Consider the following 26,416-nt stretch of genomic DNA (forward strand, 5'->3'; position numbering starts at 1 on the left):
GATATTGACATTTGTCCTAATACCTTTTATCATTTTCGTTGTAAATGAAAACGATTATCAAATACAATGGAGGTTCAAACATGACAGCAACATCACGTAAATCTTGGTTATCATTATTTTTATTAAGCATGACTGTTCTTATTCTCGCAGCATGTGGTAATACCAATGAGGAAGCACCAGAAACGACAGAAGGATCAAATGATGCTCCTGTTGAAGAAACATATACAGTGGAACATGCAATGGGTTCAACTGAAATTACGGGTACTCCTGAGAAGGTTGTTATTTTAACAAATGAAGGAACAGAAGCATTATTATCTATGGGTGTTACACCAGTTGGTGCCGTACAATCTTGGTTAGGTGATCCTTGGTATGAACATATTACTGATAAAATGACAGATGTTGAAGTTGTTGGAACGGAAAGTGAAGTAAATGTGGAAGCAATTGCTGCTCTTAAACCAGATTTAATTATCGGTAACAAACTTCGCCAAGAAAAAATCTATGAGCAATTAAAAGCTATTGCACCTACAGTTTTCTCTGAAACTTTAAAGGGTGAATGGCAGGATAACTACAAATTATATGCTAAAGCATTGAACCGTGAAGATGAGGGTCAAAAAGTTATTGATGATTTTGAAGCTCGTATTGCCGAAATAAAAGAAACAGCTGGTGATAAAGTAAACCAAGAAGTATCTGTTGTTCGATTTATGGCAGGTAAAACTAGAATTTACTATAAAGACTCTTTCTCAGGAGTGATCTTAGAGAAGTTAGGGTTTGCACGTCCTGCAGTACTAGAGGAAGTATTCTCTGATAATCCGGAAGATCTATTTGCTCGTGAAGTAGGTAAGGAAGTTATTCCAAAAATGGATGGAGACATTTTATTCTACTTTACATATGCACCACCTGGTGATACTGAAGCAACAAAAACAGAAGAAGAATGGACAAAAGATCCACTTTGGCAAAACCTTGAAGTTGTAAAAGCAGAAAAAGCTTACAAAGTTGATGATGCTATCTGGAATACAGCTGGTGGGGTTCTTGCAGCTAACCTGCTATTAGATGATATTGAAGCAAAGCTTGCTGAATAATAAAGAGTGAAAGCGACTGACAATGTTAGTCGCTTTTTTTGTTTTTTCTAAAATGATTAGGGAAAAATAAAGGATATGACGTGAGAGAGGGTGAGGTACTTGCTTCAAGCAGCACTTTGGGGAGCGTTTGCTGGTTCACCTATTTTTTTCGGTGCATTAGTAGGTATCTTTACAAATCTCCCTAAAAAAATTACTGGATGGATTATGTCATTTGGGACTGGTGTGTTAATTGGAGCTGCTGCTTTTGAATTGTTAACAGAAGCTGTTAATGAAGGGGGTTTACAATCTACATCTATTGGTTTTCTAGTCGGTGCATTGGTATTTACTTTATCTGAGGTTATTGTTTCCAAAAGAGGAGGAAGTGATCGAAAACGTTCAAAGAAGAGCAGTGAAAATCATTCTGGGATCACCATTTTCATTGGGACGATTATTGATGCGATTCCTGAATCTGTAATTATTGGTGTAAGCCTACTTGAGCAAGGAACAGTTAGTTACCTAATGGTTATCGCTGTCTTTATTAGCAATTTTCCTGAAGGATTATCAAGTACAGTTGGATTAAAAAAAGATGGTTATAGCAATAAGACAATTCTCACAATGTGGGTAATTGTTGTTTTTCTATCTTCTGTTAGTGCATTAATAGGCTACGGGTTGCTACAGAATACATCAGCAAATATTATTTCATTTATATCAGCTTTTGCAGCAGGAGGGATTTTTGCGATGGTTGCATCCACTATGATGCCCGAGGCCTTTGAAGAAGGCGGAGCCATTGTGGGTTTAATTGCATCTCTAGGTTTATTGAGTTCTCTATTTCTATCTCATTTATAGCTAAAAAATAAGAAAAAAACACTAATCAAAAGTGTAACGGGTTCTGTTTTGAAGTACAAAATACAAATTAACATTGCTTTTCGTATAGTCATTCGCACTGTGATTAAAAAGCATTTTTCAAGTAAATAAAGCAAAGAAAAATGCTTGGAAACATTAATGCTCCAAGCATTTTTTATACCAAGATAAGTACCCGTTTAAGCAAATTTCCAACTCTTCAAGAATCGCATGGAAATAAGCTACTAATAAGCGGAGAAATTCCCCTTATTGAGGAAATAACATGAAAAATAGATCAAATAGACGGAAAGATTCCTCCTATTTAATCGAAAAAGACGAAAATGGACCATTTTACATTGCTTAACCGGAGAAATTCCGCTTATATCTCCAAACTGATTTCCATTCTTCATTCTAACCGGAAAAACTCCGCTTATTTATAAACTATTGGTTACTCAATTAAGGATAATCTGCTTTATTTATCCGCCTCTCAGACCATCATCCCCCCCTGGTAGTTAAAATCATTTTTAGCACACCATTTGGAATAGCAATGAGCTTACGAATTTTATGCTGACAAATACTTATGTCACCATGTTAAAAATGGTTCGGAATTCTGGGCCTAGTTCCCTTCCATTTAATTAAACCCCATATATATCAATAAAAATAAGCAGTCTTATTCAGTAGCGAATAGGACTGCTTATTAGTTTGCTAATTTAGTTTTTGTATTCGGAAACCGAACCCGTTATCAAAAGTGACTAGTGGTTTTAATCATCCCGTTAAGATATCTTCCTGTGGATAACGGATTTTTTCTTTGGAAGGACTCGCGAGCGAGAACATTAACGTTAGCGGACCAATTTTCCCTAAAAACATAATAAAAATGATAATTTGTTTACCGGCAAACGTTAGCATGCCGGTTAATCCAGTTGAGAGACCGACTGTTCCAAAAGCTGAGACAACCTCAAACATAATATCCAGAAACGACGCTTCTTTCTCCGTGATATTTAATAGAAGAATTCCTAAAATGACAAAAACAATACTAATCATTGTGATAGCTAGTGCTTTTAAAATAAACGATGAATGGATTGTTCGTTTGGAGACAACTATATCATTTTTTCCTCTAAGAAATGTAACCGTTGCAAGTCCAATAACTAATGCAGTTGTTAGTTTGATTCCACCACCTGTGGAACCACTTCCTGCTCCGATAAACATTAAAATAATAATAAAAAAGATTGTTGTTTCATCTAAACCACCCATATCTATCGTGTTAAACCCAGCTGTTCGTGGTGAAACCGCCTGAAAATACGAAGCCCAAAGCTTATTACCTAGAGATAAATTACCTAGTGTTTGAGGGTTGCTGTATTCTACACAAAAGATAAAAAACATTGCAACAATGTTTAAGACCAATGTCCCTGTTAGCATTAATTTCGTATGTAGCGATAATTTTCTGTACGATCTTTTCTTCCATACATCAACGAGAACAGTAAAACCTATACCCCCGATAATAAATAGGAACGAAATAACAATATTTATGATTGGATCTCCAACATACTGAATTAAATTATCAGACCATAAAGCAAATCCGGCATTGTTAAAAGCTGATATAGCGTGAAAGAAGCTATAAAAAAGTCCTTTTGATAAACCATATTGCGGCACCCATCGTATTGCTAGAAACAACATGGCAATCATCTCAATAGTAATAGAAAAAATGAATAAGTACTTAACTAGCTTTATAATGCCACCTACTGAGGTTTGATTCAACGCATGCTGCATTAACAATCTTTCTTTTAGCCCTATTTTCTTTCCCAGCATGATAAAGATCAGCACAGCAAACGACATAATCCCAAGTCCGCCAACTTGTATTAAAAGAGCAATAATCAATTGACCAAATGTTGTAAAGGTTGTGCCTGGGTCAACCGTTGCTAATCCCGTCACTGTCATGGCCGACGTTGCAATAAACAAAGCATCAATCCATTTAATATGGTCATGTGTTGAAAATGGTAATTTTAATAGTACTGTTCCAACCGTTATTGACACCACAAACACAACTATTAACAGCTGAGATGGATTTAGTTTAATAAATTTTTTCATGTTTACATCCCATACTCTTCGAAATCAACAATATCTTTATTTTTACCGATGATCAACAAAACATCTCCCAGCGTAATTTTCTCCTCAGCACCAGGTGAGACAAAAATTTCTTCCCCTCGTTGAATGCCGACAATATTACATCCATACTTTGAACGGATATCTAAATCTAAAAGTGTTTTATTACACAATTTTTTTGTAGCTACGACCTCAACCATACTGTACTCTCTTGATAATTCAATATAATCGATCATTTTTTCAGAAATAATATGATGGGCAATTCGTTTGGCCATATCTCTTTCAGGATGTATAACACGATTTACGCCAATTTTATCTAATACCTTTTGGTGGTAATCATTCTGCGCTTTTGCCCACACCTGCGGAATTCCTAATTCCTTTAAAATTAATGAAGTCAGAATACTTGCTTCAATATCATCACCAAATGATACAAATGCGTGATCCACATTTCGTACGCCTAACTGCTTTAGAATTGTTTCATCTATTGCGTTAGCTTTTACGGCATGCGTTGCATAGGCTGCGTATTGCTGAACCTTTTCTTCACTTTTATCAATTGCAAGCACTTCAATCCCAAGCTCGTGAAACTCTTTCACAAGGCTTCCACCAAAACGTCCTAAACCAAATACAGCGAACTGCTTTCTCACCATAATTCCTTCTTTCAATATAAAAGTATAAAAGCTATTTTAGCTACCTTTATCGTTCAGTTAAGCTTGTAGCTGTCCATATTTTTGCACAAAAAAGACACAAAGGTACTGAACCCCTGTGTCTGTATTTAGGCACATGTTCATCCCTTCAACGCTGACGAGGTTAGCTGTCGGATTCGGGCAAAAGAGAATAGCCCTACAAACGCGAAAAACGTTTGATTCACCCCAAGTCATGTCTGACATCTTTCATGGGTCCCCCGCTCCTACTTATAGGATTAAGCGATTATTAATACTCTATTCGGTTTTTATGTTATTTCTATAAAAACTAGCATAAGCAAAAACTTAACGATTATGAATGTTATCTTACTCCTCTAAGTATTTGATCGTAAAGTATTAATTTTTGCTTAAAAAGACGAAATTGGAATAAAAAAACCCATTTAACCGCTTACACATCATTTTTACTTAGTCGCGCTTTTTATTTCGCATTTCTACATCCACCTATCAAAATAAAAAAGAGACAATCCAAAATGGTTGTCTCCTTTTGCTTATTCTTTATTGTTTTTAACCGAAGAGTCGTCATCATCGATTAGACCCTTTGTTGCATTTTTAAATTCTCTTAATGTTTTACCAGCAGCTTTACCAAGTGCAGGTAATTTGTTTGGTCCAAATAATAATAGTGCGACAAAGATAATGAGAAAAATTTCTCCAAAGCCTAAGTTCATTATCGAACACTTCTTTCTAAAAGAATGATAGAAACTTCTACTAAATTATAATGGAATGCTTGGGAGAAAGCAAAATAGATTTAAGATGTTTTTCTCACTTGCACATAGAAAAATACTGATAAAAACAAAGCTAAAAATAACGAAGTGGGAACAAGAAGGAGCAGATGCTTATTTCCACTTTCTTTCTTTTTCACTTCTTCTGGTACTACAACTTCACTATCCATTTTTTTATTGGTTTCTACGCTTTTTATTTTTGTAAGCGGAATCTTTTTAATAGATCTGCCGTTGTCTCCGTTCATTTCAAGTTCACCGGTCGAAATGACTTCTTTCGTAATAGTTTCTCCTAAACGCTTTGTAACGTACTCATCTTGATTAAGCATATATGTGTTATTTAAGTGATCAGTAAATTGTTCATTTTTCATAACCTTTTCAGTTTCAAAATTCTGAAACCCATAATCGAGCAATGTTTTTGTATCTTCATATGCCTGATTATCTGACATAGCATTTAATGTAACAGCTATTAAACTAATCTTTTCACGGGATGCCGTTGTGACCAGGGTAAATCCTGATTCCTGCACAAACCCATTTTTACCACCAGAAATACCTTCATACTCTTTATCTCGAACCATTTCATGATGATTAACAATGGTTGTATCCCAAGTTTGACCGTCCCAAGCTAACTCACTAGTTTGAAAAATTCCCATAAATGTTTCATTTTTCATGGCATATTGAGTGATTTTTGCCATATCCTCAGCAGTTGTCATGTGTTCTGGATCATAAAGTCCATGAGGATTTTTAAATGTTGTGTGCTGTACGCCAATTTCCTCTTTTAAATAGGAATTAAAATCAGGAATAAACTCATCAATCGATCCACTTAAATGTTCAGCTATTGCTACACCTGCATCATTTCCAGAATTAATAACCAGACCTTGAATTAATTTCATTAAAGGAACCTGTTCACCAACCTCTAGGTATACACGTGTACCATCCACATTTCTAGCATTCTCACTAACTGTTACCATATCTTCTAAATGACCTTTTTCAATTGCATAGATCGCTGTTGCAATTTTCGTAATGCTGGCAGGCGCCATTTGTACCTGACTATTTTTTTCATATAGTGTTTGACCTGACTGGGCATCTAGTAGAATGACTGATTCGCTATAAAGTGGTAAATCTTGAATCTCTATGGCATGAATACTATTTGGTATAAAGATTGTCCATACTAACAGAATGAAAAAAACATGTTTTATTTTGTTTTTTATCATGTTGTTACTCCTATCAAATTTAGTTCTATTCCATATTAGCATAACAAGACAAAGATTAAGAGAGCAATGTAAGGTTTTAGTAATCGATTCTTTATTATTGACTCTTTTAAAAAGACAGTATATACTTCAAAACTGACGAACGTAAGGAAGGTTGATTATGATGTCAGCAATTGAAATAAAACAGTCTGGTATTCAACAATTTGCTCAGCATGGTTATGATGGTACCTCACTATCATTAATTGCAAATGACGTTGGAATAAAAAAACAATCCATTTATTCTCATTTCGCAAACAAAGATGAATTATTTCTGACCATCTTAGATGAGGTTATTGAAGATGAGAAAAACTATATTCGCAACTACTTTTTAGAAAATGAAAAACTTGAATTAAGATCGAAACTTTATCATTTTTTGATAAATAGTTGTCAGAGGTATGAAAGAGAAGCTTCTATGAAATTTTTATTAAGAAACGGTTTTTTACCTCCTTCCCATTTACATGGGAAAGTGATGGAAATCCTTTATACCTATTATGATGAAGTTGAATTGATCGTTTTGAATCATTTACAAAGCCATCAGCCCGAATTAGTTTTTCCAATTAAAGAGGTGGCTGTTTCATATATCGGCCTATTTGATTCTTTGTTAGTCGAACTTCTATATGGTGGATTCGAACGTTTCCAGCGACGATTAAATGCTTGTTGGAATATTTACTGGAAAGGTATATCCAGCTAGAGGAGGATAAGACATATGAGTAAAAATTGGTTTCTTGTTTATTTTGCTGTTATTTTTGAAGTTAGTTGGGTAACCGGGTTAAAACATGCAAACAATACCCTAGCATGGATCATGACTGTCATATCAATTCTTATTAGTTTTTATCTATTGATTCAAGCAACGAAGCGATTGCCGATTAGCACCGTTTATGCGGTTTTCACGGGATTAGGAGCTACTGGAACTGTTATTATAGAACTTCTGTTTTTTAGTCATGAAATAAACTGGGTTAAAGTCGGACTTTGCGCAATCTTAATTGCTGGGGTTGTTGGCCTTAAAATGGTTACGGACGATCACCAAACTCCTTCTTCGAAAGGAGAGGTTTAATGATGGAATGGTTTTTCCTTATTTTGGCAGGTCTTTGTGAGGTTGCTGGTGTTGCGGCGATTTCCCGATTTAATAATCATAAAAATTTACTTAATGCTCTTTTTCTAGCTTTAGGCTTTGGAACTAGCTTTTTGTTTCTGACCATAGCTATGCAAACTATTTCAATGGGAACAGCTTATGCTGTTTGGACAGGGATTGGAACAGTAGGCAGTACATTATTCGGTATCTTCTTTTTAGGGGAGCCTGCTGGCTGGAAAAGATTATTATTTATCTCAATGATCATTTCAGCCACAATTGGTCTGAAATTTATACCGTCATAGTCATAGTCTATTGGAAAAACTTGGCTTATCGCCAAGTCCTAATGGTGAAAGCCTTAGTTTTCCTTATCCTATTATCCATAAAGTTATATAAAATTGGCAGTGCATCAGATGCACTGCCTTACCTTTACCTTCTAGGTTTCGTTGGATCACAATTTGGCTTTTCTGTATTTGAAGCTTCTGCAACCTTCATTAAGTAATAGCATTCTTCCCTCATCATATGATCAGCCATTAATGGTGAAAATGTACTGAGCATTTCATTATTTAATTCCATTTCTTCTATTTCCGCTAAAAATCCTCTAAATAATTCAATTTCCAGCTTTACCTCTTTATTCATTTTGGATAGTGCTGGAAAAGAGTCAACATTTGCTCGTAAATAGCCTGATAATTCTACTGCTTTTAAATAAAAGTCCTCAAAGTCTTTTGTAAAAACATCACTCTTTTGCTTTAATTGCTTTTCAGCTCTGTCTAATGTGTCTGAAATAGCTCCTGCATGACCTGCGGCATCTGACAACCACAATAAATGGTGATGAAGCTCATGAAAAATTGGCGGCTTTTCCTTCTTTTTCAAATAAGAAAGAACCAATAAATATTCCTCAAGCTCATTGACCATATGATTAATAAATGAAGGTGGAAGATGTATGTTAATTTTTCCAACGAGATGCCTTTCAATGATGGAGAGCTTAAACTCACGAAGCTCTTTTGCATATTCTTCAGCTTCTAATGTTAAGGCTACAAAGTTAGTTTGTTCTCTTGATTTATTTAATAATGTGTCAAATATATCTTGATATTGCTTTGCCTTCTTAATATCCTCCTGCTCATTTACTGACAAAGCATTTAGAATAAACCGGGCATGATCTCCAAGAACTTGTAGCCAAAACTGATGTTCAAATGCTGCCGCTTGCTCATATGTTTTCATCTTCAGCCTCCCCTTTTGTTATTCCTTAAACTTTATGACTAAAGGGCTCGTATTAGTAAATAAACATGAAAAAAATCAGGTATATCCTCCTTGATGCAGAATATACATAACCATGTTCATACCAAATAATGAGGAGGGTTTCTTCATGTTTTATCACATCAAGGAACTACAATACAATGCGAAACCCGAGCGTCCAGATCCAGTTTATGCAAAAAAGCTTCAGGAAATTTTAGGTGGTCAATTTGGAGAGATATCAGTTGCGATGCAATACTTATTTCAAGGTTGGGGAACAAGATGTCCTGGTAAATATAAAGACATGATTTTAGATATTGGAACTGAAGAACTTGCACATGTAGAAATGCTTGCTGTTATGATTGGAAGATTACTTGATAATGCTCCACTCAAAGACCAAGAAGAAGCTGCAAAAGATCCAGTTATTGAAGCTGTTCTTGGGGGAATGAATCCACAGCATGCGATTGTTTCAGGTCTTGCGGCAATGCCTGCCGATAGTGTTGGGAACAGATGGACAGCCGACTATATTATTGCCAGTGGTAACTTATTAGCTGATTTTAGAGCTAACTTAAATGCTGAGTCACAAGGTAGACTTCAAGCTGTACGTTTATACGAAGCAACAGATGACCGTGGTGTTAAGGATATGCTGTCATTTTTAATAGCCCGAGATCGAATGCACCAAAATCAATGGTTGGCTGCGATTGCTGAGTTAGAGGCTAAGGAAGGAAAAACTGTACCTAGCACATTCCCTATCAATCTTGAAGCACAGCAATTTTCTTATAAATTTATGAATCTATCAAGAGGAGAAGAGAGTGCTAAGGGACGTTGGGCAAGCGGTCCTAGTATGGATGGTCAAGGTGTATTTGAATACGTTCAACACCCACAGCCACATGCACCAAAACCAATTCCACGTCCAGCACCACCTGTTTATCATGACACTCCTCCAGGAGCTTGTTAAAAAAATGAGGCAATCGGTACATACCGATTGCCTCATTTTTTTTAGTTATAAATTAATGAAAAATATGTCTTTCCCAATACATCATAAGATCGTCTTCTTCCACTTTTGTCATAGATACCTTTTCTAGAACTTTAATAGAAGCAGTGTTTGTCTTTAAGCATTCTGCAAGCACCTTTTTAACCTTTCCTGACTTAAAGGCCCAATTAAGGAGTGCTTCTACCGCTTCAGTTGCATACCCTTGTCCCTGTTCTTCTCTCAATATTCCATATCCTACTTCAACAATACCGTTATCAGGTTTTCCTTTAAATCCAATATCGCCGATCAATTGTTCATCATCTTTTCGGAAAACTAGCCATACTCCCCAGCCTTTGAGATCAGAGTCTAATTCTACTTCTTCCAAATAGTGCTGAATATGTGGCCCTATCTCCATCTCCACGGGTAATAATTTCTCTTCACAAGGTTTGATCATTAGTCTGTTCGTTACAATTTCCATGTCTTTTCCTCTTCCCTTTACTAACTAGTTAATGACGAAGATAGCGGGAGAGTGATCGAAATGGTAGTCCCATTTGAATCACTGTTAATTTGTACTTCACCATCATGCTGCTTCACAATTTCATAGCTTACCATTACACCCAATCCAGTACCATTTTCCTTTGTCGTAAAAAATGGCTCACCTATTTTCTTAAGAATATCCTCTGGAATTCCTGGGCCCTGGTCAATGATTTTAATAATGACCGATTGATCTCCAACTTTTTCACTTTTAACAAAGATCATTCCACCATCGGTATAACTCATTGCCTCGATAGCATTTTTAATAAAATTAATAAACACTTGTTTTAATTTGTTTTCATCACATAAAACCTCTAATGAATCTTTTGAGAAAGACGTTTGAATATGTACATCATGGAGAATGGCCTGCGATTTTGTTAACGCAACTACATGCTGCAATATACTTTTTATATCTTTTTTGCTGTATTTATCAAGTTGTGGTTTTGCTAAAGCTAATAATTCGCTTAGAATGATCTCAATTCGATTAATTTCAGCTGAAATTACTGAGAAAAACTCTTGCTTATAGCTCTTCCCACTCTCCATTAACTGTAAAAAACCTTTTATAGCAGTTATTGGATTACGTATTTCATGCGCGATTCCTGCTGCTAATTGACCTGCAACAGAAAGCTTTTCAGAGTTAATCATCACTTCGTGTGCTAATTTCCTCTCAGTTATGTCTCTAATAATTAAATTAACGGCTCTATTTCCTTGAAAGATAGTTGGAATGGCTTTAATCTCAACATCAATTTCTTTGCCTGTTAATTGTAGAAATTTCTCCTCATAAAGATCTGATGCAACACCATCTTCTTCTGCTTCTTTCAAACATTTAATGAGATGGCTTTCATCTATATTTGGAATAAAGTCCTGAACATTCTTATTAATAACATCTTCTTTCTTTTCTCCTCCTAATAAGAATGATGCTTCATTATTCGCATAAACAAATCGACCATCTTGGGTAATAATAACTCCATCAGGGGAATGTTCAATGAGACTTCGGTGTAGACGTTCACTTTCCTGCAGTTTTAATTTTTGATCATTAAATTTTGTAATATCCTTTGCAATACCATAAACGCCAATTACTTCGTTATCAACAATAATCGGTGAATTTGTTACTTCTAATTCCTTCTGCGTTTGATCCTTTGTATAAATCGTGCATTCATAATGCTGAAGATCACCGTTCAGTGTATTGTGAAAAACTTCGTCAACATATTCAAAACTATTCTTTACAAGAAGGTCATTGTAGCTTAAGCAATATAACTCTTCTTTCGAGTATCCCGTTAGTTCTTCACACACGTTATTCACTCTAATATAATTTCCTTCTAAGTCCATTGCATAGTAAGCTTCCTGCTTTAATTTTGCAAACTGTTGATCAAAAAAGCTACATTTCTTTATGAACTCTTCCAGCTTCTCTCTCTTTCCTTTATTCATTGTGCTGCTCATGATGTTCCCCTTCCGTCTCTATCTTCTAATTTATGTATGGATAAATGCGGGTGCTTATTTTATTATGTAATATTCATTACTACTGTCTATTTTAATTTTACACTATAAATTTTTCAAACTGTTCAATTTTTTAGAAAAGGTGGAAACAAATCAATAAAAAAAGGCTGAAGTTCCAATACATTTGGATGGTCTTCAACCTGACTTGAGATGCTTATGAAGGATCTACCTCATCATAAGATAAAGTAACAACCTTTGTAGAATCTCCTTGGTTAACTTCTTCCTCTGTTGCATTTTGGTTTAACTCTGGATCATCATCCATGCCTGGGGCAATCTGTTCATTATCGATTGGTTCATTTCTCTTCTTCATCTTAATCACTCCTTCCAATGATTAACATTCCCCTTTTGGAAATGAGTTTATTCAGGCAAAGATATAAATAAAAAGCCGACACTCCGCAATTGATCCGAGGGGGTTAGATCACTGCGAAAGTGTCAGCTGGTAAAGCATCTATATAAAAAGTAACAGCAATTCCTATTACTATATTTCTTTATGCATTTGTAGCATCTTTGTTTGTGAGCTTAATAGTGACGGTCATTTTTTCTCCAGCTCGGTAAAGAGTCACTTTTACTTCTTCACCAATTTCCGTTTCTGAATAAAGAAACTTTCTTAAATCACTTGAACTTGTGATCTCTTGATCGTTCATTGAGACAATCACATCTTGTTGCTTGAGACCTGCTTCATCTGCCGGTGATGCTGGTGAAACATTCCCAACAATAACACCTTCTGTCACTTCTTCAGGCAGACCCATGTTTTGTTGTAGATAATATTGTGGAACCTCACTCATCTCAACTAATCCTACTCCAAGGAAAGGACGTTGGATCTTGCCATTAGACAATAGCTCTTCAGCAATAGGAACAACATCGTTACTCGGAATAGCGAAGCCTAGACCTTCTACACCGCTATCACTAATTTTCAAACTGTTAATTCCAATAACCTGTCCACTCATGTTTATTAATGGACCTCCACTGTTACCTGGATTTATTGCTGCATCTGTTTGAAGAACATCTAGTGCCCAATTACCTTCAGATGTTGTTACATCAATTGTCCGATCAATACCGCTTATGATTCCCTGTGTTACGGTTCTTGAGAATTCTTCTCCTAATGGATTTCCAATTGCGATCACATCTTCACCTGTACGAAGTTGTGTTGAATCGCCTAACTCTGCCACAACCTCGACATGCTCTGCATCAATTTTGAGTACAGCTATGTCAGTTAATGCATCCGTTCCGACTAGCTCTGCTGGAACTTTCTCTCCATTATAAAGAGTTACTTCAATTGATTGTGCTCCTTCAATAACGTGGTTATTTGTTAAAATATATCCTGCATCACCTTCTTTTTTAAAGATGAATCCTGATCCTGTTCCAGCTTCAACACTTTCTGATGAGCTCTTAAAGAAATCCCTGCTTGTTTGTGTTTGCATATTTGTAATCCCTACAATTGCTGGCGTTAGGCTATCAACGATATCAGCAATAGAGCTTGAGCCTGTAGATAACTCTTGTGTTGAGACATTAGGAGCAGAATTATTATTTTGAGTAACAGCTTCAACTGCAGCAGTATTTTGTTCTACTGCCGGTTGTTGTTGCTCCTGTGTATAAGTCGTCACACCTAACACTAAAGCTCCACCAACAATACCACTTAGCAGTGAAGAGAAAACTGGCTTGATACTTTTTCTTGTTTTTTTCTGTTCGCGTGTAATTTCTGTTTGATCATAATATCCCATATTCTTTCCTCCTATAATAATCAATCGTTTTCTTTTATATAAATCAGTGAAATGCTTTAGATACCTTGAGAACTTACAAACCCACCAATAATGAGTAAAACAAACAGAAGGGAAACACCTGTAAAAATTAGAGCTCTCATTTCATTATCTCCTTTTATCGCGTACACCTCATGTGTTCGCTTTTTTGCTTAACCTAACTATATGACAAGAGTTTGGGATAATAATGAGAGAATTGTGGGAAATTGTGAAATTTATCAACGTTTCAAATTGAACGTTGTATAATAGCGATGAAAGGAAGTGACACAATGAGTTACAACGTATACCTAGTCGAGGATGAACAGAACTTAAATGAATTGTTAACCATGTATCTCAAAAATGAAAAATGGTCTGTTACCTCTTGCCTAACTGGGTCCCAAGCAAGAGAGCTAATAGACAAGCCACCTCATTTATGGATCCTGGATATTATGCTTCCTGATATTGACGGTTATCAATTAATTCGTGAAATAAAAGCAGCAACACCTAACGTTCCTGTTATTTTTATCTCTGCTAGAGATGCTGATATTGATCGTGTTTTAGGGCTGGAGCTTGGTAGTGATGATTATATTTCAAAGCCTTTTTTACCGAGAGAACTAGTCATTCGCGCACAAAAGCTATTATCAAGAACATATATTGAGGAATCAAATGAAGCTAGTAAAGTCATTACTCTTACTCCCTATGAAATAGACGAGCAAATAAGAATCGTTTACTTAAATAAAGAAGAAGTTAACTTAACATCAAAAGAATTTGATTTACTTCAATTGTTTTTACACAATCAAGGTCAGGCTTTTTCTAGAGAGCAAATTCTAACGAACATTTGGGGAGAAGATTATTTCGGAACAGATCGAGTTGTTGACGATTTAGTCCGAAGACTAAGAAAGAAAATGCCGGAACTAAAACTAGAAACAATCTATGGATTTGGCTACAGGATGCTAAAAGGATGAAAAATAAACCGTTAGCCTTTCAAATTTGGGTAGTATTCTCAGGCATTCTTTTAGTTATTTCTTTATTATTAGTGATTTTTTTCCCAACCACTTTACGGAGCTTTTTCACAAAAGAAATCTATAAAACAATTGAAAATGAACAGCTTGTCCTGATGGAATACGGTAATCCTGGAAATAGTTTCCAAAATAACAAACAAAAAGATCGTACCGTTTCTCATTTGTTTTTACCTGTCCAAAGTCGATACTATTTATATAGTGAGGAGCTTCCAGCTGATTTTATCCGTCAAACACAAGATTTAGCTGCACAGCAAACAGCATCTAGTGAACGATATGAAAAGAATCTACGGAATCAAACACTTTTTTATGTGATTCATAAGCTAACGATCAACGGTGAGCCGAGTTACTTATTATCCTACTCATGGGATTCTTATCGGAACGATCTCGTATTTACCCTATTTCGGCAGCTCATGATTGTAATGGCCGTTGTCTTTTTATTGAGCTGGATACCATCGATCTGGCTTGCAAGGTATTTATCAAAACCACTTGTTAAGCTTGAAAAGCATGTAAAAGATATTTCTGAGCAAGCCTGGCACGAACCAGTTGAAGTAGACCGAAACGATGAAATTGGAAAGCTTGGACACATGATTGAAAAGATGCGTCAGCACCTTGTAAGGAAAGATGAAGCCCAGCAAACGCTGCTTCAAAATATTTCACATGATTTAAAAACACCTGTTATGGTTATCCGAGGGTATGCAAGATCTGTTAATGACGGAATTTTCCCAAAAGGTGATCTTTCCAGTACAATGGATGTTATTGAAGATGAATCAGAAAAGCTTGAGAAAAAAATAAAAGATTTACTTTACTTAACAAAGCTTGATTTTCTATCCACAAGAAAACCGAAAAAAGCTCCGTTTCGCCTCGATATGCTTATACACGAGGAAGTGGAGCGAATTAAATGGGCAAAACCCGAACTTACTTGGAATTTAAATGTTGAAGACGCAACAATTATGGGGGATTCAGAGCAGTGGGAAAAGCTGCTGGAAAATCTACTTGAAAATTCCTTACGTTATGCTGAGACAGCCATTTCAATATCAATGTCAAAATCAGAACATTATCTTACTTTAAGCTTATGGAATGATGGACCGCCTATTGACAAAGAGATCATTGGACAGCTTTTTGAACCTTTTCAAAAAGGACAAAAAGGAGAATTTGGAATCGGATTAAGCATTGTTAAACGTATTGCAGATTTGCATGAATCTAAGGTGTGGGCAGTAAACGAGAGAAATGGAGCTGCTTTCTATATAGAAATTCCTATAGGCTGATCGTAATAAGGAGATCTAACTCAAATGTTAGATCTCCTTTTGGATTTATTTAGGGTATGTCATTTCTTCTGGCTTCACATATTGATCAAATTGATCTTCAGTTAATAGCTCCAATTGTAAAGCAGCTTCTTTTAATGTTAATCCTTCTTTATGAGCTAGCTTAGCAATTTTTGCTGCATTTTCATAGCCAATATGAGGGTTTAGCGCGGTAACGAGCATTAATGAATCTTTCACATACTTTTCGATGACTGGGATATTGGCCTCAATCCCAACTGCACAATTATCATGAAACGAAACAATTCCATCTGAAAGGAGTTGTACTGATTGTAAAAAGTTATAAATGATAACCGGCTTAAAAACATTCAGCTCAAAATTCCCCTGACTCGCTGCAAACCCAATGGCAGCGTCATTTCCCATTACTTGAACAGCAACCATCGTTAGCGCTTCACTTTGAGTTGGGTTTACTTTTCCCGGCATGATAGAGCTTCCTGGTTCATTTTCTGGAATTGTAATTTCGCCAATTCCACATCTTGGCCCACTAGCTAACCAACGAACATCATTTGCAATTTTCATTAAGTTAGCAGCCAATGCCTTTAACGCTCCATGAGCGTATACCGTTTCATCATGGCTTGTTAAGGCATGAAATTTATTAATTGAAGATTGAAATCTCTCATTTGTAAAATCACTTATTTCTTTTGCCACACGATCACCGAACTCAGGGTGGGCATTAATACCAGTACCAACAGCTGTTCCACCTATAGCTAAATTTTTCATATAGGATGTGGCTTGCTGAATCATTTCCTTCGTTTGCGAAAGCATATGTGTCCAGCCACTGATTTCCTGGCCCAACGTTAATGGTGTCGCATCTTGCAAATGAGTACGTCCAATTTTCACAATGTCCACAAATCTCTTCTCTTTTTCAATTAACGTAGCATGCAGCTTATCAATTGCTGGTATAAGCTTACTTTCTACTGCTAAAACTCCGGCTATATGCATAGCAGTGGGAAATGTGTCATTTGAACTTTGACTCATATTCACATCATCATTTGGATGAATAGCTTCTTCTATTCCTTTTTCCTTCAAAAGCTCATTTCCTCTTCTGGCTACAACTTCGTTAACATTCATATTACTTTGTGTGCCACTACCTGTTTGCCATACAACAAGGGGAAAATGATCATTTAATTTTCCTTCTATGATTTCGTCACAAGCCTTAATAATTGCCTCTGCCTTTTCTTTATGTAATTTTCCAAGTGAATCGTTTACAATTGCAGCACTTCTTTTTAAAATGGCAAACCCAGTAATAACCTCGTTCGGCATCTTTTCTCCACCAATTTTAAAATTTTGCTTGCTGCGCTGAGTTTGTGCTCCCCAATACTTTTCAGCTGGTACTTGAATCTCTCCCATTGTGTCTTTCTCTACACGATAATCCAACTAACACACCTCCGAAAAATAAATTCACTTCACTTTCTATTTTATGGGTTTTTAGGTTATTTTAAAAGTAATGACACTTTTTGTTAGTTTCATATAGTAAGCAAAGAATTTAATGTTATTTCATATGAATTAAATTTTAAATAAATTTTTTCTTAAATCTTAGTTTATCCATTAGACAAACTAAGATTTGGTTGTTATAATAAAAAACAGTTAATGATCATTTACTAAGTTCGCCATGTTGTGAAAGCGATAACAGCACGACCATACTCAAACAGAAGGGAGTCCAATAATAGAGCAAATATCGTAATTCAATCTACTAATCTAGCCATGTAGTATCTTAAAATTTTGTGTTCTATGAAAATTTTTTTATATTTCACTACATAATTTCAACCTTCAAGAAAGGAGAATAGAGGAATATATAGATAAAAATTAATTATCTATACGATCTAATTAAAGCGTTATCATTCCTCTTAAAATTATTATGAAAAAACAAAATTCAATTTATATAATTGCTATTACTCTTGTAGCTACACTCGGTGGTTTACTTTTCGGTTATGATACAGCTGTTATATCTGGGGCTGAAAAGTCTCTAGAAGCGTACTTTATTGATAGCCTCGGACTTGATACCTTTGTACATGGAGTCACAACATCTAGTGCACTAATTGGTTGTATTATTGGTGGACTTATTTCTGGCTATTTTGCTTCTACCTTTGGCCGAAAGAAGTCATTATTAATCGCAGCAGCACTGTTTATCGTTTCGGCATTAGGCTCAGCTTACCCTGAATTTTTATTTTTCACAAAAGGTGAACCGTCTATATCTTTATTAGTTACTTTTAACATTTACCGAATTATTGGAGGTATTGGTGTTGGCCTGGCTTCCGCAATCTGTCCGATGTACATCGGTGAGATCGCTCCAGCGAATATTCGTGGTCGATTAGTTTCATTTAATCAATTTGCCATTATTTTTGGGATGCTAGTTGTATACTTTGTTAACTGGGGAATTGCTAAAGGTCAATCATTAGCATGGATTAACGATCTTGGCTGGAGATATATGTTTGCATCAGAGGCAATTCCAGCTTTACTATTTGCCGTATTTTTATTATTTGTTCCAGAAACACCTCGTTACTTAGCTATGAAAAAACAAGATAGTAAAGCCTTACAAATTTTAGAGAAAATTAACGGATCATCTGAAGCAAAATCAATTTTATCTGAAATTAAGAAAACGGTTACGATCCCTAAAGATAAGCTATTTTCATATGGAAAACTAGTCATTGTTATTGGGATTTTATTATCTATATTTCAACAATTTGTTGGAATCAATGTTGCTTTGTATTATGCTCCTCGTATTTTTGAAAGTATGGGTGCTGCTAAAGATGCTTCTATGTTACAAACCATTGTAATGGGACTTGTTAATGTAGTGTTTACGGTTATAGCCATTTTAACGGTTGATAAGTGGGGACGTAAGCCACTCTTGATTATTGGATCAATCGGAATGGCATTAGGAATGATGGGTGTTTCTACTATGGCATTTACAGGTGTAATCGGAATCAGCACACTTATTTTCATTATAATATATACTGCTTCATTCATGATGTCTTGGGGACCTATTTGCTGGGTATTAATCTCTGAAATATTCCCTAACAAAATTCGTGGGCAAGCAGTTGCTATTGCAGTTGCAGCGCAATGGGCTGCCAATTATTTTATCTCTTCTACGTATCCAATGATGATGGAATATAGTGGTGGTTTAACATACGGGTTTTACGGCCTAATGAGTATCCTTTCTGCAATTTTTGTTTGGAAGTTTGTTCCTGAAACCAAAGGTAGAACATTAGAAGATATGGAAAATATATGGATTACAAAGCAAGATAAATATAGTGCATAAAAAACAGGCGTTGGCTCAGACCAACGCCTGTTTTTTGACTTTAAATCGCCTGCAAACCAGCTTGATTCAAGAAATTCCAAGGTTTATTATAATGCGGCTGGAAGAAGAAATCGACGAAGCCTAGCTCATCCATTGTCATGTTATTTTGAATACAAACAGATAACGTATTGATAGACTGTGTCACATCGACTTTAGACATAACCTGAGCCCCGACTATTCGTTTCGTGTCTTCCTCATACACTACTTTCAGCATAATGTCTTCAAATGTAGGCATAAACTCTGGGCGGTCATGCTCTAAGATTGTGATACTTTTCACATTCAATCCCATACGAAATGCTGAAGCTTCAGTTAATCCTGTTGTTGCAATGTTTTGATCATAGATTTTTATACCTGAAGTTCCTTGTGTTCCCATATATCTAATCGTAGGTTTCACTAGGTTTTTTGCCACCAATGTCCCCATACGAACTGCATTTGTCGCAAGTGGAATATAGGCATAATCACCTGTTGGGTTGTAACGAATGGCACAGCTATCTCCAGCAGCAAACACATCTTTGTGACTTGTTCTCATATACTCATCAACTTTTATTGCACCATTAGTAAGCATATCGACTTGTCCCTTTACTAATCCGGTATTCGGCTGGAATCCGATACATAAGATAACTAAGTCAGCGTCATAATGACCTTTAGTTGTTTCAACAGCAGCCACCTTTCCTTCTTTTCCTGTGAATCGTGTGACTGTTTCTCCTAACGCTAAACGGATATCTCGATCTTGAAAATCCTTTTCTACTATATTTGTAAATGGTTCATCTAAATATTTGCTTAAAATTCTTTCTTCTCCATCAATAAGTGTTACATTCTTACCACTCATTTCAAAAGCTTCAACCAACTCGATCCCAATATATCCTGCACCTACAACAACAATGTTTTGTGCATCCTTTGCTTTTTCAATAATTGTGTTGGCATGGTGGAAGTTCTTACATAAAAGGACATTCTCCATGTTAATTCCTTCTATTTTCGGTATGACTGGCCAAGAGCCTGTTGTCATGACAAGCTTATCAAACGTATCTTCAACTTTTTTATTCGTTGTAAGATCACGAGCCTCAATTGTTTTCTTTTCAATATTAATATCTAACACTTCATGCTTCAATTTCATCTTTACGCCGTGCTTTTTTAATTCTTCAGGAGAACAATAAAATAAACCATTAGGATCTTTCACTACTCCGCTAACATGTAAAGCAATCCCACAAGATAAAAAAGAAATATTGTCATTTTTTTCATAAACCGTGATCTCTGCCTCAGGGTAAAGCTTCATCATATTTGAAACAGCAGCAGTGCCTGCGTGTGTACATCCAATAACAGCAATTTTCATTTTGTATTCCTCCTAAATTATATTGTGAAGTTTTTCACATGTGTTTGTGAAATATTTCACATTCACTTGATGTCTTTATTATATTTTACTTATTTCAAAAATACAATACTTTTTTTTGTGAAGTTTTTCACAATCTTATTTAAAAAGGTGCAGCCTCCTGCTTTAGTGAGGTTGCACCTTTTTAAACTTTTGATTCTATTCCTGCTCAAGATCGATTGTTAACCCTTCGACATACTTACGATTCAATAACTTTTTCTTCTTTCTTACATCTTTTGCATCAAAAACCTGGTCCATGTCATATTCATCTGGATACAGTTCCTCCGCTTGGATAAAAGGCTGAACTCGCTTGTGATTAAGCGTCATTTTTTCTCCCTTTACAATTAGCTTCATTTCTCCAATAGCATTGGCTGTCATTTCAACAATTCCCTTTGTTTGAAGGTGAGGAATCCAAACTGCATCCCCTATTTGATACTTCCCTGTATGCTTTTCACTTCTTACTTTGTCTATTTTACGTTCAGATTTTTTCCTATTCTTTGTTTTTGGAACAATCGTTACTTTCTCTGTTAAACGGGAGCTGGAAATCTCTTTTGCTCGGTTAATAATATTGGCGGGCATACCAAGCTTCTGCGCAATAGAGAATGCCTGACTATCCCCTCCTTTACCTACAATCAGTTTATAAAGAGGCTGAAGAGTATGAATATCAAAATCCATTGATCCATTTTGAAAGCCTTCTGCTTTTTCGGCATAATCTTTTATTTCACTATAATGGGTTGTAGCAATTAGCATAGCACCTGAGTTATAGATTTCTTCTAGTATAGAAATGGCTAATCCCATTCCTTCACGTGGATCTGTACCTGAGCCAATCTCATCTAAAATAACAAGAGTATCTTCACGTGATTGTCTCAAAATATCTATCACATTTCGAATATGTGATGAAAACGTGCTTAATGAATGCTCAATGCTTTGGTGATCACCAATATCAACAAAAATGTTTTTAACAATGCTAAAAGTACTAAAAGAGTCAGCTGGTACATGAAGACCTGATTGAACCATCATTGATAACAAGCCCACCGTTTTTATTGTGACTGTTTTACCTCCTGTGTTAGGACCTGTGATAACAAGCGCCATATATTCTTGGCCTAATGACAAAGTTAAAGGTACAGCATTCAACCCTAATAAAGGATGTCTGGCATTGATAATTTCGAAGCCCTCATACTGCTTTATTTGGACTTCACTTCCTTTCATCAATTGACTTAACTTTGCTTTAGCAAAAATAAAGTCATAAGATACCATTCCTTCTATATTAATTAGAAGTTCTTGTTTGTATGAGGCAGTAAGATCTGTTAAGTGGCCCAAAATCTTTTGAATCTCCACCTCTTCTTCAACTTTTAAATAGCCAAGCTCATCTTGAAGTTTATTTAGATCATGCGGCTCCATAAAAACGGTTTGCCCACTTGATGATTGATCTACTATTGCACCTGAAAACTTCCGCTTGTATTCATTTTTCACTGGGACAACATACCGTCCATTCCTTACGCTAACAACTTGTTCCTGAAGATAAGTTGAAAAAGATTTCATGACTTGCGTTAGTTTTGATTTAATCTTTTCTTCAATTGTGATGATCTTGCCTCTGATCTTTGTTAATGAACGGCTAGCATAATCATCTACTTGATTGTTTCTTATACAACGTGAAATTTCATCAGCCAAATCAGACAGTTCATACAAAGAATAGGCATATGAACTTATTGTGGGTGCATGGTATTCCTGCTTTATCATAAACCTTTTGATTTTCTTCACACTGTCTAAAAAAGCTCCTAAAAATTCAAATTGCTCTGGAGTTGGCATATATCCTTTATCAACTAGTGTAATGATTTGTTCAACACCGTGGAGGGAATGCACAGGGATACTCGATGATTTTTCAATAATAGTGCAAGCTTCTGTTGTTTCATTTAACCATCTTTTTATTTTTCCTTCATCAGTGATCGGTGTTAGTTCTTTAGCTCTTTGCTTGGCTTTTTCACTCATAGCAAATTTACTGAGTAGTTCTAAGACTTTGTTAAATTCTAAAACTTCAATTGTTTTGTTGTTCAATGGTTTGAACCTCCGTATATTTCTTATTTTAAATTAAAGTAAAAGCTGTTTTTGGGCTTTTAATGTTATTAAAAGTGAGAACTTGGTCGTTCCATTTTGCTCCAGACACTTGCTTTCCGCGGGGAGGAAGCCAACCCTCCTCGGCTTTGCCTGCGGGGTCTCGGTCTTTCCTCTACCTCCCACAGGAGTCAAGTGTCTTCCGCTCCATTCCACTCTCATTTTAAAAATAGTTACTAAAACAACATCTTTGCTAAAAACAGCCAAAATAAAAAAAGAGGTGATGAACAATGGTTGTTCAACACCTCTTAAAACCTCTGCATGGGCCTAGGAGTCTACACTTAAGAACAAATGACTTAATGCCATTTGTTTTTTTGTAAACATAAAAATCCGTACTTAAACAAGCACGGATTTATCCACGAGCACTATGCTAAGAGATCGTAAATTGTGTACATAACCGTTTTTGTTCTTAACTGTCTACATGGGTACACTTTAATAAACCTTTCAATTTGAAAAGTTTTTAAAAGCTTTTACATGTAGATGAAGTATTTACTTCGATTAGTTAAGAACAGAAACCCTCACAAAACACATCTCCTAAAATATAATTACTTATAAAATATCAGAATCTAAAGTGAATTGTCAATATAAGGTTATTTAATTAAAGCCCTTTTCGAATTTCCTCCACGCTTTTTCCACCTAGGAAGGCGTGACCAGCTTTTATATTCATGATTGTCTCAAAACCTGATTTTTGATAAACTTTCTCTACTTGTTCGTTTATTGGGAAAACCCAAAAACGTTCAACATTTTTCTTTTTTACTTCTTCCTGAATGTAATGGATAAGCTGCCCTATTAAACCTTTTCCACGATATTCTTTCAATGTAGCCACACTCTCTAGCCTTGCATTTTGTTCATGAAAAAATACACAAGCTGTTGAACAAGGAACTCCATCATATTTTAATAGATAATGTGTATAGCACTTTTGTGCAAATTCCTCTTTAAAGGCATTTTCTCGAATACTGCCACCTAACTCTTGGATTTGGCACTCGATCTCAATAGCAGCTTGCATATTTTTCGTTGTTACTTTTTCAATCGTCACTTTTGGATCAACAGCAATCTCAACATTTCTCTTCCATAATTGAACAGGACTCTCAAATTCCTCAAATCTAAAACCCTTTTCTTTTAATACAGTTAAAAATGCTTCCTGCTTTTCATAATTTGTTAAATAAAATCTTGGAATAATGTTCTTGCTTTGATAAAAATCAATGACTTCATTTATGATCTCTTCTGTATTACCTTCATATGATGAAAGATTTGCATGATTCGCATCATAATAGGTTGGTTGATTTTCATTATAAAAAAGATAGCCCCAGCTCTTCTCAAGCTTCGTTGAAAAAGATGATAGATAAGCTATATCCAGTTGATGAATATATGTTTCGATCATAATATATTCCCCACGTTCCATTTAAATTAAGGTGTCGCTATCCTCATCATATAGCTTTTAATAGAAACATTCTACTGATTTTTTGATCACATCACTCATAACTCCTTATTAAAGCTGGTATAATTTAAAGCGTTATCAAAGGAGGAATCTTCATGTCTTTTTTACAACAAGTTTCTCAATCTGAGAAAGCACCGATTAAAACGCGTTTCTTTTATGGATGGGTGATTGTCGCCATTGCTGCGGTCAGCGTTTTTTTCTCAGGACCTGGCCAAACTTATTCCATATCTCTTTTCATTGATGAATACATAAAGGACTTTGATTGGAGTCGTTCGACAGTCTCTTCTATTTATTCGGCCGCCACTTTACTTGCAGGACTTTTACTATTTCTTATTGGTCGTTTAATCGATAAATATGGTCAGCGAAAAATGGTGGTTATTATTTCGATTATGTTAGCTATCGCATGTTTTTGGAACGCAAATGTTACTAATATGTTTATGCTTTTTGTTGGATTTTTTCTTATCCGTTTATTTGGTCAAGGGTCCATGACCTTGCTACCCAACACATTAGTCGCACAATGGTTTATCAAATATCGGGGACGTGCCTTTAGCTTCATGGCAATCGGCGGTTTTATCAGCTCTGCCTCCTTTCCGATTCTTAATGCTTGGCTAATTAAACACTATGATTGGAATACAACATGGCTTGTTTGGGGGACTTTACTAGTAATCTTCTTTATACCGCTTGCCTTTTTCTTTATTCGCAATAAACCGGAGGACATCGGGATGTTACCCGACCATACTAGTATTATAAACCAAAATCAACGTTCATCTGGTGAGAATCAACCTGAGCTCGAAGAAAATTGGACACTGCAAGAGGCAAGGAAAACACTCTCCTTTTGGCTCCTGCTTTTTTGTGTGGCCATTCCCGCTTTAGTGAATACCGGGTTAACGTTTCATCTTGTTTCAATTCTTGGGGAGGGTGGAATAAAACCAACAACAGCGGCAATGATTTTAAGCTTAATGGCCATTATCGGCTTTCCTATTTCCTTTATATCCGGCTTTCTTCTAGAACGAGTAAAGGTTAATATTTTGTTAGCAGCTGTTTTTATTGGTGAAGTGATTATGATTATCCTTCTTCTGTTTACTGATAGCTTTTTAATGGCTATCATTTTCGGAGTAATCTGGGGAATTACCGGTGGACTTGAACGAATTACACTTGCTGTTGTATGGCCATCCTATTATGGTCGGACACATATTGGAAGTATTAAAGGTCTTGCCATGACTGTAATGGTCATTGGCTCAGCTTTTGGTCCCCTCCCTTTTGGTGTAGCCTTTGATTTTTTCAAAGGTTATGAGGAAATCTTGCTATTTACTTTGATATTACCTATTGTCGCAGTAATTGCCTCTTTATCTGCTAAGCAACCTGTAAAGAAGCAACTCACGAACTAAAACATCCCTCCTTTTACGGGGGGTTTTCACTTATTTTTCACCTTATCATGCTAAAATACGTTAAAATGCTTTCTTGAGAGGAGTTTCATAAGTGAATTTATTATTAGCCGAAGATGATGTAAAGCTTGGTGAGCTTACTACATATATGTTAAAAAAAAAGGGAAAATATCAAGTTGATTGGGTGGAGAATGGTGAAGATGCTTATGACTATGCAATAGCTTCACACTATGATGTCATTATCTTAGATTGGATGATGCCTAGAGGAGACGGAATTGAGGTTTGTAAAAAGTTACGTGTTGAAGGTTATGGTGGGGCCATTTTAATGTTAACAGCAAAAGATGCGATTCAGGACAGGGTGATGGGACTTGATGCAGGTGCAGATGATTATCTTGTTAAACCTTTCGAAATTGAGGAATTATTAGCGAGAATAAGAGCATTAGGTCGCCGCAATTTTTCTCCAATACGTGAAGAAGTTCTTAAACTGGATGAACTTATTCTTAATCGCACAAGTCAAACACTTCAAGTTGATCAACAGATTGTTCAATTAACACCTCGTGAGTATCAGCTACTGGATTTATTAGTGCAAAATAAAGGACAAGTTCTTACACGAGACATTATTTATGATCGAATCTGGGGAACCGAAACAGATGTTTCCTATAAAACGATAGATGCAACAGTAAAGCTGCTTCGTAAAAAACTGTCTTCATTTGGAAAAGGCGATTGGTTGCAGAGCATAAGAGGAGTTGGCTATAAGCTTGAAACGTAA

Annotated in this window: 24 protein-coding genes and 1 riboswitch; of the genes, 11 read left to right on the forward strand and 13 right to left on the reverse strand. The window is 35.8% G+C overall.

Features of this window, described 5'->3' with window-relative positions; translation table 11 throughout:
- Positions 1-80: 80 nt before the first annotated feature.
- Together D9842_RS15935 and D9842_RS15940 are read left to right on the forward strand one after the other, a co-directional pair.
- Positions 81-1,079 (forward strand): ABC transporter substrate-binding protein, encoded by a 999-nt coding sequence (locus tag D9842_RS15935; protein ID WP_121663341.1) that lies wholly within the window; start codon positions 81-83, stop codon positions 1,077-1,079.
- Between the two features lie 99 nt (positions 1,080-1,178).
- Positions 1,179-1,904, forward strand: coding sequence for a ZIP family metal transporter (locus tag D9842_RS15940; protein ID WP_121663342.1), 726 nt, complete (start codon positions 1,179-1,181; stop codon positions 1,902-1,904).
- A 759-nt stretch (positions 1,905-2,663) separates the two neighbouring features.
- On the opposite strand, the gene D9842_RS15945 is transcribed toward D9842_RS15940, so the two are convergent.
- The 4 genes from D9842_RS15945 to D9842_RS15965 form a co-directional block, all read right to left on the reverse strand.
- Positions 2,664-3,983 carry a TrkH family potassium uptake protein gene (locus tag D9842_RS15945; RefSeq protein WP_121663343.1) on the reverse strand — a complete coding sequence of 440 codons (1,320 nt, stop codon included), beginning with the start codon at positions 3,981-3,983 and terminating at the stop codon, positions 2,664-2,666.
- Positions 3,984-3,985: 2 nt separating this feature from the next.
- On the reverse strand, positions 3,986-4,642 hold the full coding sequence (locus D9842_RS15950) for a potassium channel family protein (protein ID WP_121663344.1): 657 nt from the start codon (positions 4,640-4,642) through the stop codon (positions 3,986-3,988).
- A gap of 137 nt (positions 4,643-4,779) precedes the next feature.
- Positions 4,780-4,934, reverse strand: a riboswitch (cyclic di-AMP (ydaO/yuaA leader).
- Between the two features lie 253 nt (positions 4,935-5,187).
- Entirely contained in the window at positions 5,188-5,364 is a 177-nt protein-coding gene (locus tag D9842_RS15960) for a twin-arginine translocase TatA/TatE family subunit (protein WP_121663346.1), read from the reverse strand.
- A gap of 80 nt (positions 5,365-5,444) precedes the next feature.
- On the reverse strand, positions 5,445-6,629 hold the full coding sequence (locus D9842_RS15965) for a D-alanyl-D-alanine carboxypeptidase family protein (protein WP_121663347.1): 1,185 nt from the start codon (positions 6,627-6,629) through the stop codon (positions 5,445-5,447).
- 157 nt (positions 6,630-6,786) lie between these two features.
- Here D9842_RS15965 and D9842_RS15970 point away from each other — a divergent pair, with 157 nt between their 5' ends.
- Genes D9842_RS15970 through D9842_RS15980 form a run of 3 tightly spaced genes read left to right on the forward strand, consistent with a single transcriptional unit; the run spans position 6,787 to position 8,039 of the window.
- Positions 6,787-7,356 (forward strand): TetR/AcrR family transcriptional regulator, encoded by a 570-nt coding sequence (locus D9842_RS15970; protein WP_121663348.1) that lies wholly within the window; start codon positions 6,787-6,789, stop codon positions 7,354-7,356.
- 15 nt (positions 7,357-7,371) lie between these two features.
- Positions 7,372-7,719 carry a DMT family transporter gene (locus D9842_RS15975; RefSeq protein WP_121663349.1) on the forward strand — a complete coding sequence of 116 codons (348 nt, stop codon included), beginning with the start codon at positions 7,372-7,374 and terminating at the stop codon, positions 7,717-7,719.
- A gap of 2 nt (positions 7,720-7,721) precedes the next feature.
- A complete protein-coding gene (locus D9842_RS15980) occupies positions 7,722-8,039 on the forward strand; it encodes a DMT family transporter (protein WP_121665090.1) in 318 nt (105 codons plus the stop codon).
- Positions 8,040-8,163: 124 nt separating this feature from the next.
- On the opposite strand, the gene D9842_RS15985 is transcribed toward D9842_RS15980, so the two are convergent.
- Positions 8,164-8,955, reverse strand: coding sequence for a DUF2935 domain-containing protein (locus D9842_RS15985; protein WP_121663350.1), 792 nt, complete (start codon positions 8,953-8,955; stop codon positions 8,164-8,166).
- Between the two features lie 145 nt (positions 8,956-9,100).
- Here D9842_RS15985 and D9842_RS15990 point away from each other — a divergent pair, with 145 nt between their 5' ends.
- Positions 9,101-9,925, forward strand: coding sequence for a manganese catalase (locus tag D9842_RS15990; RefSeq protein ID WP_121663351.1), 825 nt, complete (start codon positions 9,101-9,103; stop codon positions 9,923-9,925).
- Positions 9,926-9,977: 52 nt separating this feature from the next.
- Here D9842_RS15990 and D9842_RS15995 read toward each other — a convergent pair whose 3' ends face one another.
- The 4 genes from D9842_RS15995 to D9842_RS16005 all read right to left on the reverse strand — a co-directional run bounded on the left by D9842_RS15995 (position 9,978) and on the right by D9842_RS16005 (position 13,692).
- Positions 9,978-10,418, reverse strand: a complete 441-nt coding sequence (locus tag D9842_RS15995; protein WP_121663352.1) for a GNAT family N-acetyltransferase — start codon at positions 10,416-10,418, stop codon at positions 9,978-9,980.
- A 20-nt stretch (positions 10,419-10,438) separates the two neighbouring features.
- Positions 10,439-11,914: a PAS domain S-box protein gene (locus D9842_RS16000; RefSeq protein WP_121663353.1), complete on the reverse strand. Its 1,476-nt coding sequence runs from the start codon at positions 11,912-11,914 to the stop codon at positions 10,439-10,441.
- Positions 11,915-12,125: 211 nt separating this feature from the next.
- Positions 12,126-12,281, reverse strand: coding sequence for a hypothetical protein (locus tag D9842_RS25975; protein WP_162987452.1), 156 nt, complete (start codon positions 12,279-12,281; stop codon positions 12,126-12,128).
- Between the two features lie 178 nt (positions 12,282-12,459).
- Entirely contained in the window at positions 12,460-13,692 is a 1,233-nt protein-coding gene (locus D9842_RS16005; RefSeq protein WP_121663354.1) for a S1C family serine protease, read from the reverse strand.
- A 305-nt stretch (positions 13,693-13,997) separates the two neighbouring features.
- Between D9842_RS16005 and D9842_RS16010 the strand changes: the two genes are divergently transcribed.
- Complete coding sequence (locus tag D9842_RS16010; RefSeq protein ID WP_121663355.1) at positions 13,998-14,672, forward strand: response regulator transcription factor; 675 nt, start codon at positions 13,998-14,000, stop codon at positions 14,670-14,672.
- Complete coding sequence (locus D9842_RS16015) at positions 14,669-15,994, forward strand: sensor histidine kinase (protein ID WP_121663356.1); 1,326 nt, start codon at positions 14,669-14,671, stop codon at positions 15,992-15,994. Before D9842_RS16010 ends, D9842_RS16015 begins: the two co-directional genes overlap by 4 nt.
- A gap of 45 nt (positions 15,995-16,039) precedes the next feature.
- Here D9842_RS16015 and fumC read toward each other — a convergent pair whose 3' ends face one another.
- The gene (gene fumC / locus D9842_RS16020) at positions 16,040-17,425 is read right to left on the reverse strand and encodes a class II fumarate hydratase (RefSeq protein WP_121663357.1); all 1,386 of its coding nucleotides are present in this window, start codon (positions 17,423-17,425) and stop codon (positions 16,040-16,042) included.
- Positions 17,426-17,906: 481 nt separating this feature from the next.
- Here fumC and xylE point away from each other — a divergent pair, with 481 nt between their 5' ends.
- A complete protein-coding gene (gene xylE, locus D9842_RS16025) occupies positions 17,907-19,307 on the forward strand; it encodes a D-xylose transporter XylE (protein ID WP_285842938.1) in 1,401 nt (466 codons plus the stop codon).
- Positions 19,308-19,347: 40 nt separating this feature from the next.
- On the opposite strand, the gene D9842_RS16030 is transcribed toward xylE, so the two are convergent.
- From D9842_RS16030 to D9842_RS16045, 3 genes are all read right to left on the reverse strand, one after another.
- The gene (locus D9842_RS16030) at positions 19,348-20,676 is read right to left on the reverse strand and encodes an FAD-dependent oxidoreductase (protein WP_121663359.1); all 1,329 of its coding nucleotides are present in this window, start codon (positions 20,674-20,676) and stop codon (positions 19,348-19,350) included.
- A 195-nt stretch (positions 20,677-20,871) separates the two neighbouring features.
- Positions 20,872-22,767, reverse strand: a complete 1,896-nt coding sequence (locus tag D9842_RS16035; protein WP_121663360.1) for an endonuclease MutS2 — start codon at positions 22,765-22,767, stop codon at positions 20,872-20,874.
- Between the two features lie 655 nt (positions 22,768-23,422).
- On the reverse strand, positions 23,423-24,205 hold the full coding sequence (locus D9842_RS16045) for a GNAT family N-acetyltransferase (RefSeq protein ID WP_121663362.1): 783 nt from the start codon (positions 24,203-24,205) through the stop codon (positions 23,423-23,425).
- Between the two features lie 152 nt (positions 24,206-24,357).
- Here D9842_RS16045 and D9842_RS16050 point away from each other — a divergent pair, with 152 nt between their 5' ends.
- Positions 24,358-25,650 carry an MFS transporter gene (locus D9842_RS16050; protein ID WP_121663363.1) on the forward strand — a complete coding sequence of 431 codons (1,293 nt, stop codon included), beginning with the start codon at positions 24,358-24,360 and terminating at the stop codon, positions 25,648-25,650.
- 91 nt (positions 25,651-25,741) lie between these two features.
- On the forward strand, positions 25,742-26,416 hold the full coding sequence (locus tag D9842_RS16055) for a response regulator transcription factor (protein WP_121663364.1): 675 nt from the start codon (positions 25,742-25,744) through the stop codon (positions 26,414-26,416).

It is taken from the genome of Metabacillus litoralis, assembly GCF_003667825.1.
GTDB lineage: Bacteria > Bacillota > Bacilli > Bacillales > Bacillaceae > Metabacillus > Metabacillus litoralis_B.

Excerpts from the sequence above, each read along its gene's own strand:
- D9842_RS15935 (WP_121663341.1), top strand. The coding sequence starts at position 81 with ATGACAGCAACATCACGTAAATCTTGGTTATCATTATTTTTATTAAGC.
- D9842_RS15945 (WP_121663343.1), bottom strand. The coding sequence starts at position 3,983 with ATGAAAAAATTTATTAAACTAAATCCATCTCAGCTGTTAATAGTTGTG.
- D9842_RS15960 (WP_121663346.1), bottom strand. The coding sequence starts at position 5,364 with ATGAACTTAGGCTTTGGAGAAATTTTTCTCATTATCTTTGTCGCACTA.
- D9842_RS15965 (WP_121663347.1), bottom strand. The coding sequence starts at position 6,629 with ATGATAAAAAACAAAATAAAACATGTTTTTTTCATTCTGTTAGTATGG.
- D9842_RS15970 (WP_121663348.1), top strand. The coding sequence starts at position 6,787 with ATGATGTCAGCAATTGAAATAAAACAGTCTGGTATTCAACAATTTGCT.
- D9842_RS15975 (WP_121663349.1), top strand. The coding sequence starts at position 7,372 with ATGAGTAAAAATTGGTTTCTTGTTTATTTTGCTGTTATTTTTGAAGTT.
- D9842_RS15980 (WP_121665090.1), top strand. The coding sequence starts at position 7,722 with ATGGAATGGTTTTTCCTTATTTTGGCAGGTCTTTGTGAGGTTGCTGGT.
- D9842_RS15985 (WP_121663350.1), bottom strand. The coding sequence starts at position 8,955 with ATGAAAACATATGAGCAAGCGGCAGCATTTGAACATCAGTTTTGGCTA.
- D9842_RS15990 (WP_121663351.1), top strand. The coding sequence starts at position 9,101 with ATGTTTTATCACATCAAGGAACTACAATACAATGCGAAACCCGAGCGT.
- D9842_RS15995 (WP_121663352.1), bottom strand. The coding sequence starts at position 10,418 with ATGGAAATTGTAACGAACAGACTAATGATCAAACCTTGTGAAGAGAAA.
- D9842_RS16000 (WP_121663353.1), bottom strand. The coding sequence starts at position 11,914 with ATGAGCAGCACAATGAATAAAGGAAAGAGAGAGAAGCTGGAAGAGTTC.
- D9842_RS25975 (WP_162987452.1), bottom strand. The coding sequence starts at position 12,281 with ATGAAGAAGAGAAATGAACCAATCGATAATGAACAGATTGCCCCAGGC.
- D9842_RS16005 (WP_121663354.1), bottom strand. The coding sequence starts at position 13,692 with ATGGGATATTATGATCAAACAGAAATTACACGCGAACAGAAAAAAACA.
- D9842_RS16010 (WP_121663355.1), top strand. The coding sequence starts at position 13,998 with ATGAGTTACAACGTATACCTAGTCGAGGATGAACAGAACTTAAATGAA.
- D9842_RS16015 (WP_121663356.1), top strand. The coding sequence starts at position 14,669 with ATGAAAAATAAACCGTTAGCCTTTCAAATTTGGGTAGTATTCTCAGGC.
- xylE (WP_285842938.1), top strand. The coding sequence starts at position 17,907 with ATGAAAAAACAAAATTCAATTTATATAATTGCTATTACTCTTGTAGCT.
- D9842_RS16030 (WP_121663359.1), bottom strand. The coding sequence starts at position 20,676 with ATGAAAATTGCTGTTATTGGATGTACACACGCAGGCACTGCTGCTGTT.
- D9842_RS16045 (WP_121663362.1), bottom strand. The coding sequence starts at position 24,205 with ATGATCGAAACATATATTCATCAACTGGATATAGCTTATCTATCATCT.
- D9842_RS16050 (WP_121663363.1), top strand. The coding sequence starts at position 24,358 with ATGTCTTTTTTACAACAAGTTTCTCAATCTGAGAAAGCACCGATTAAA.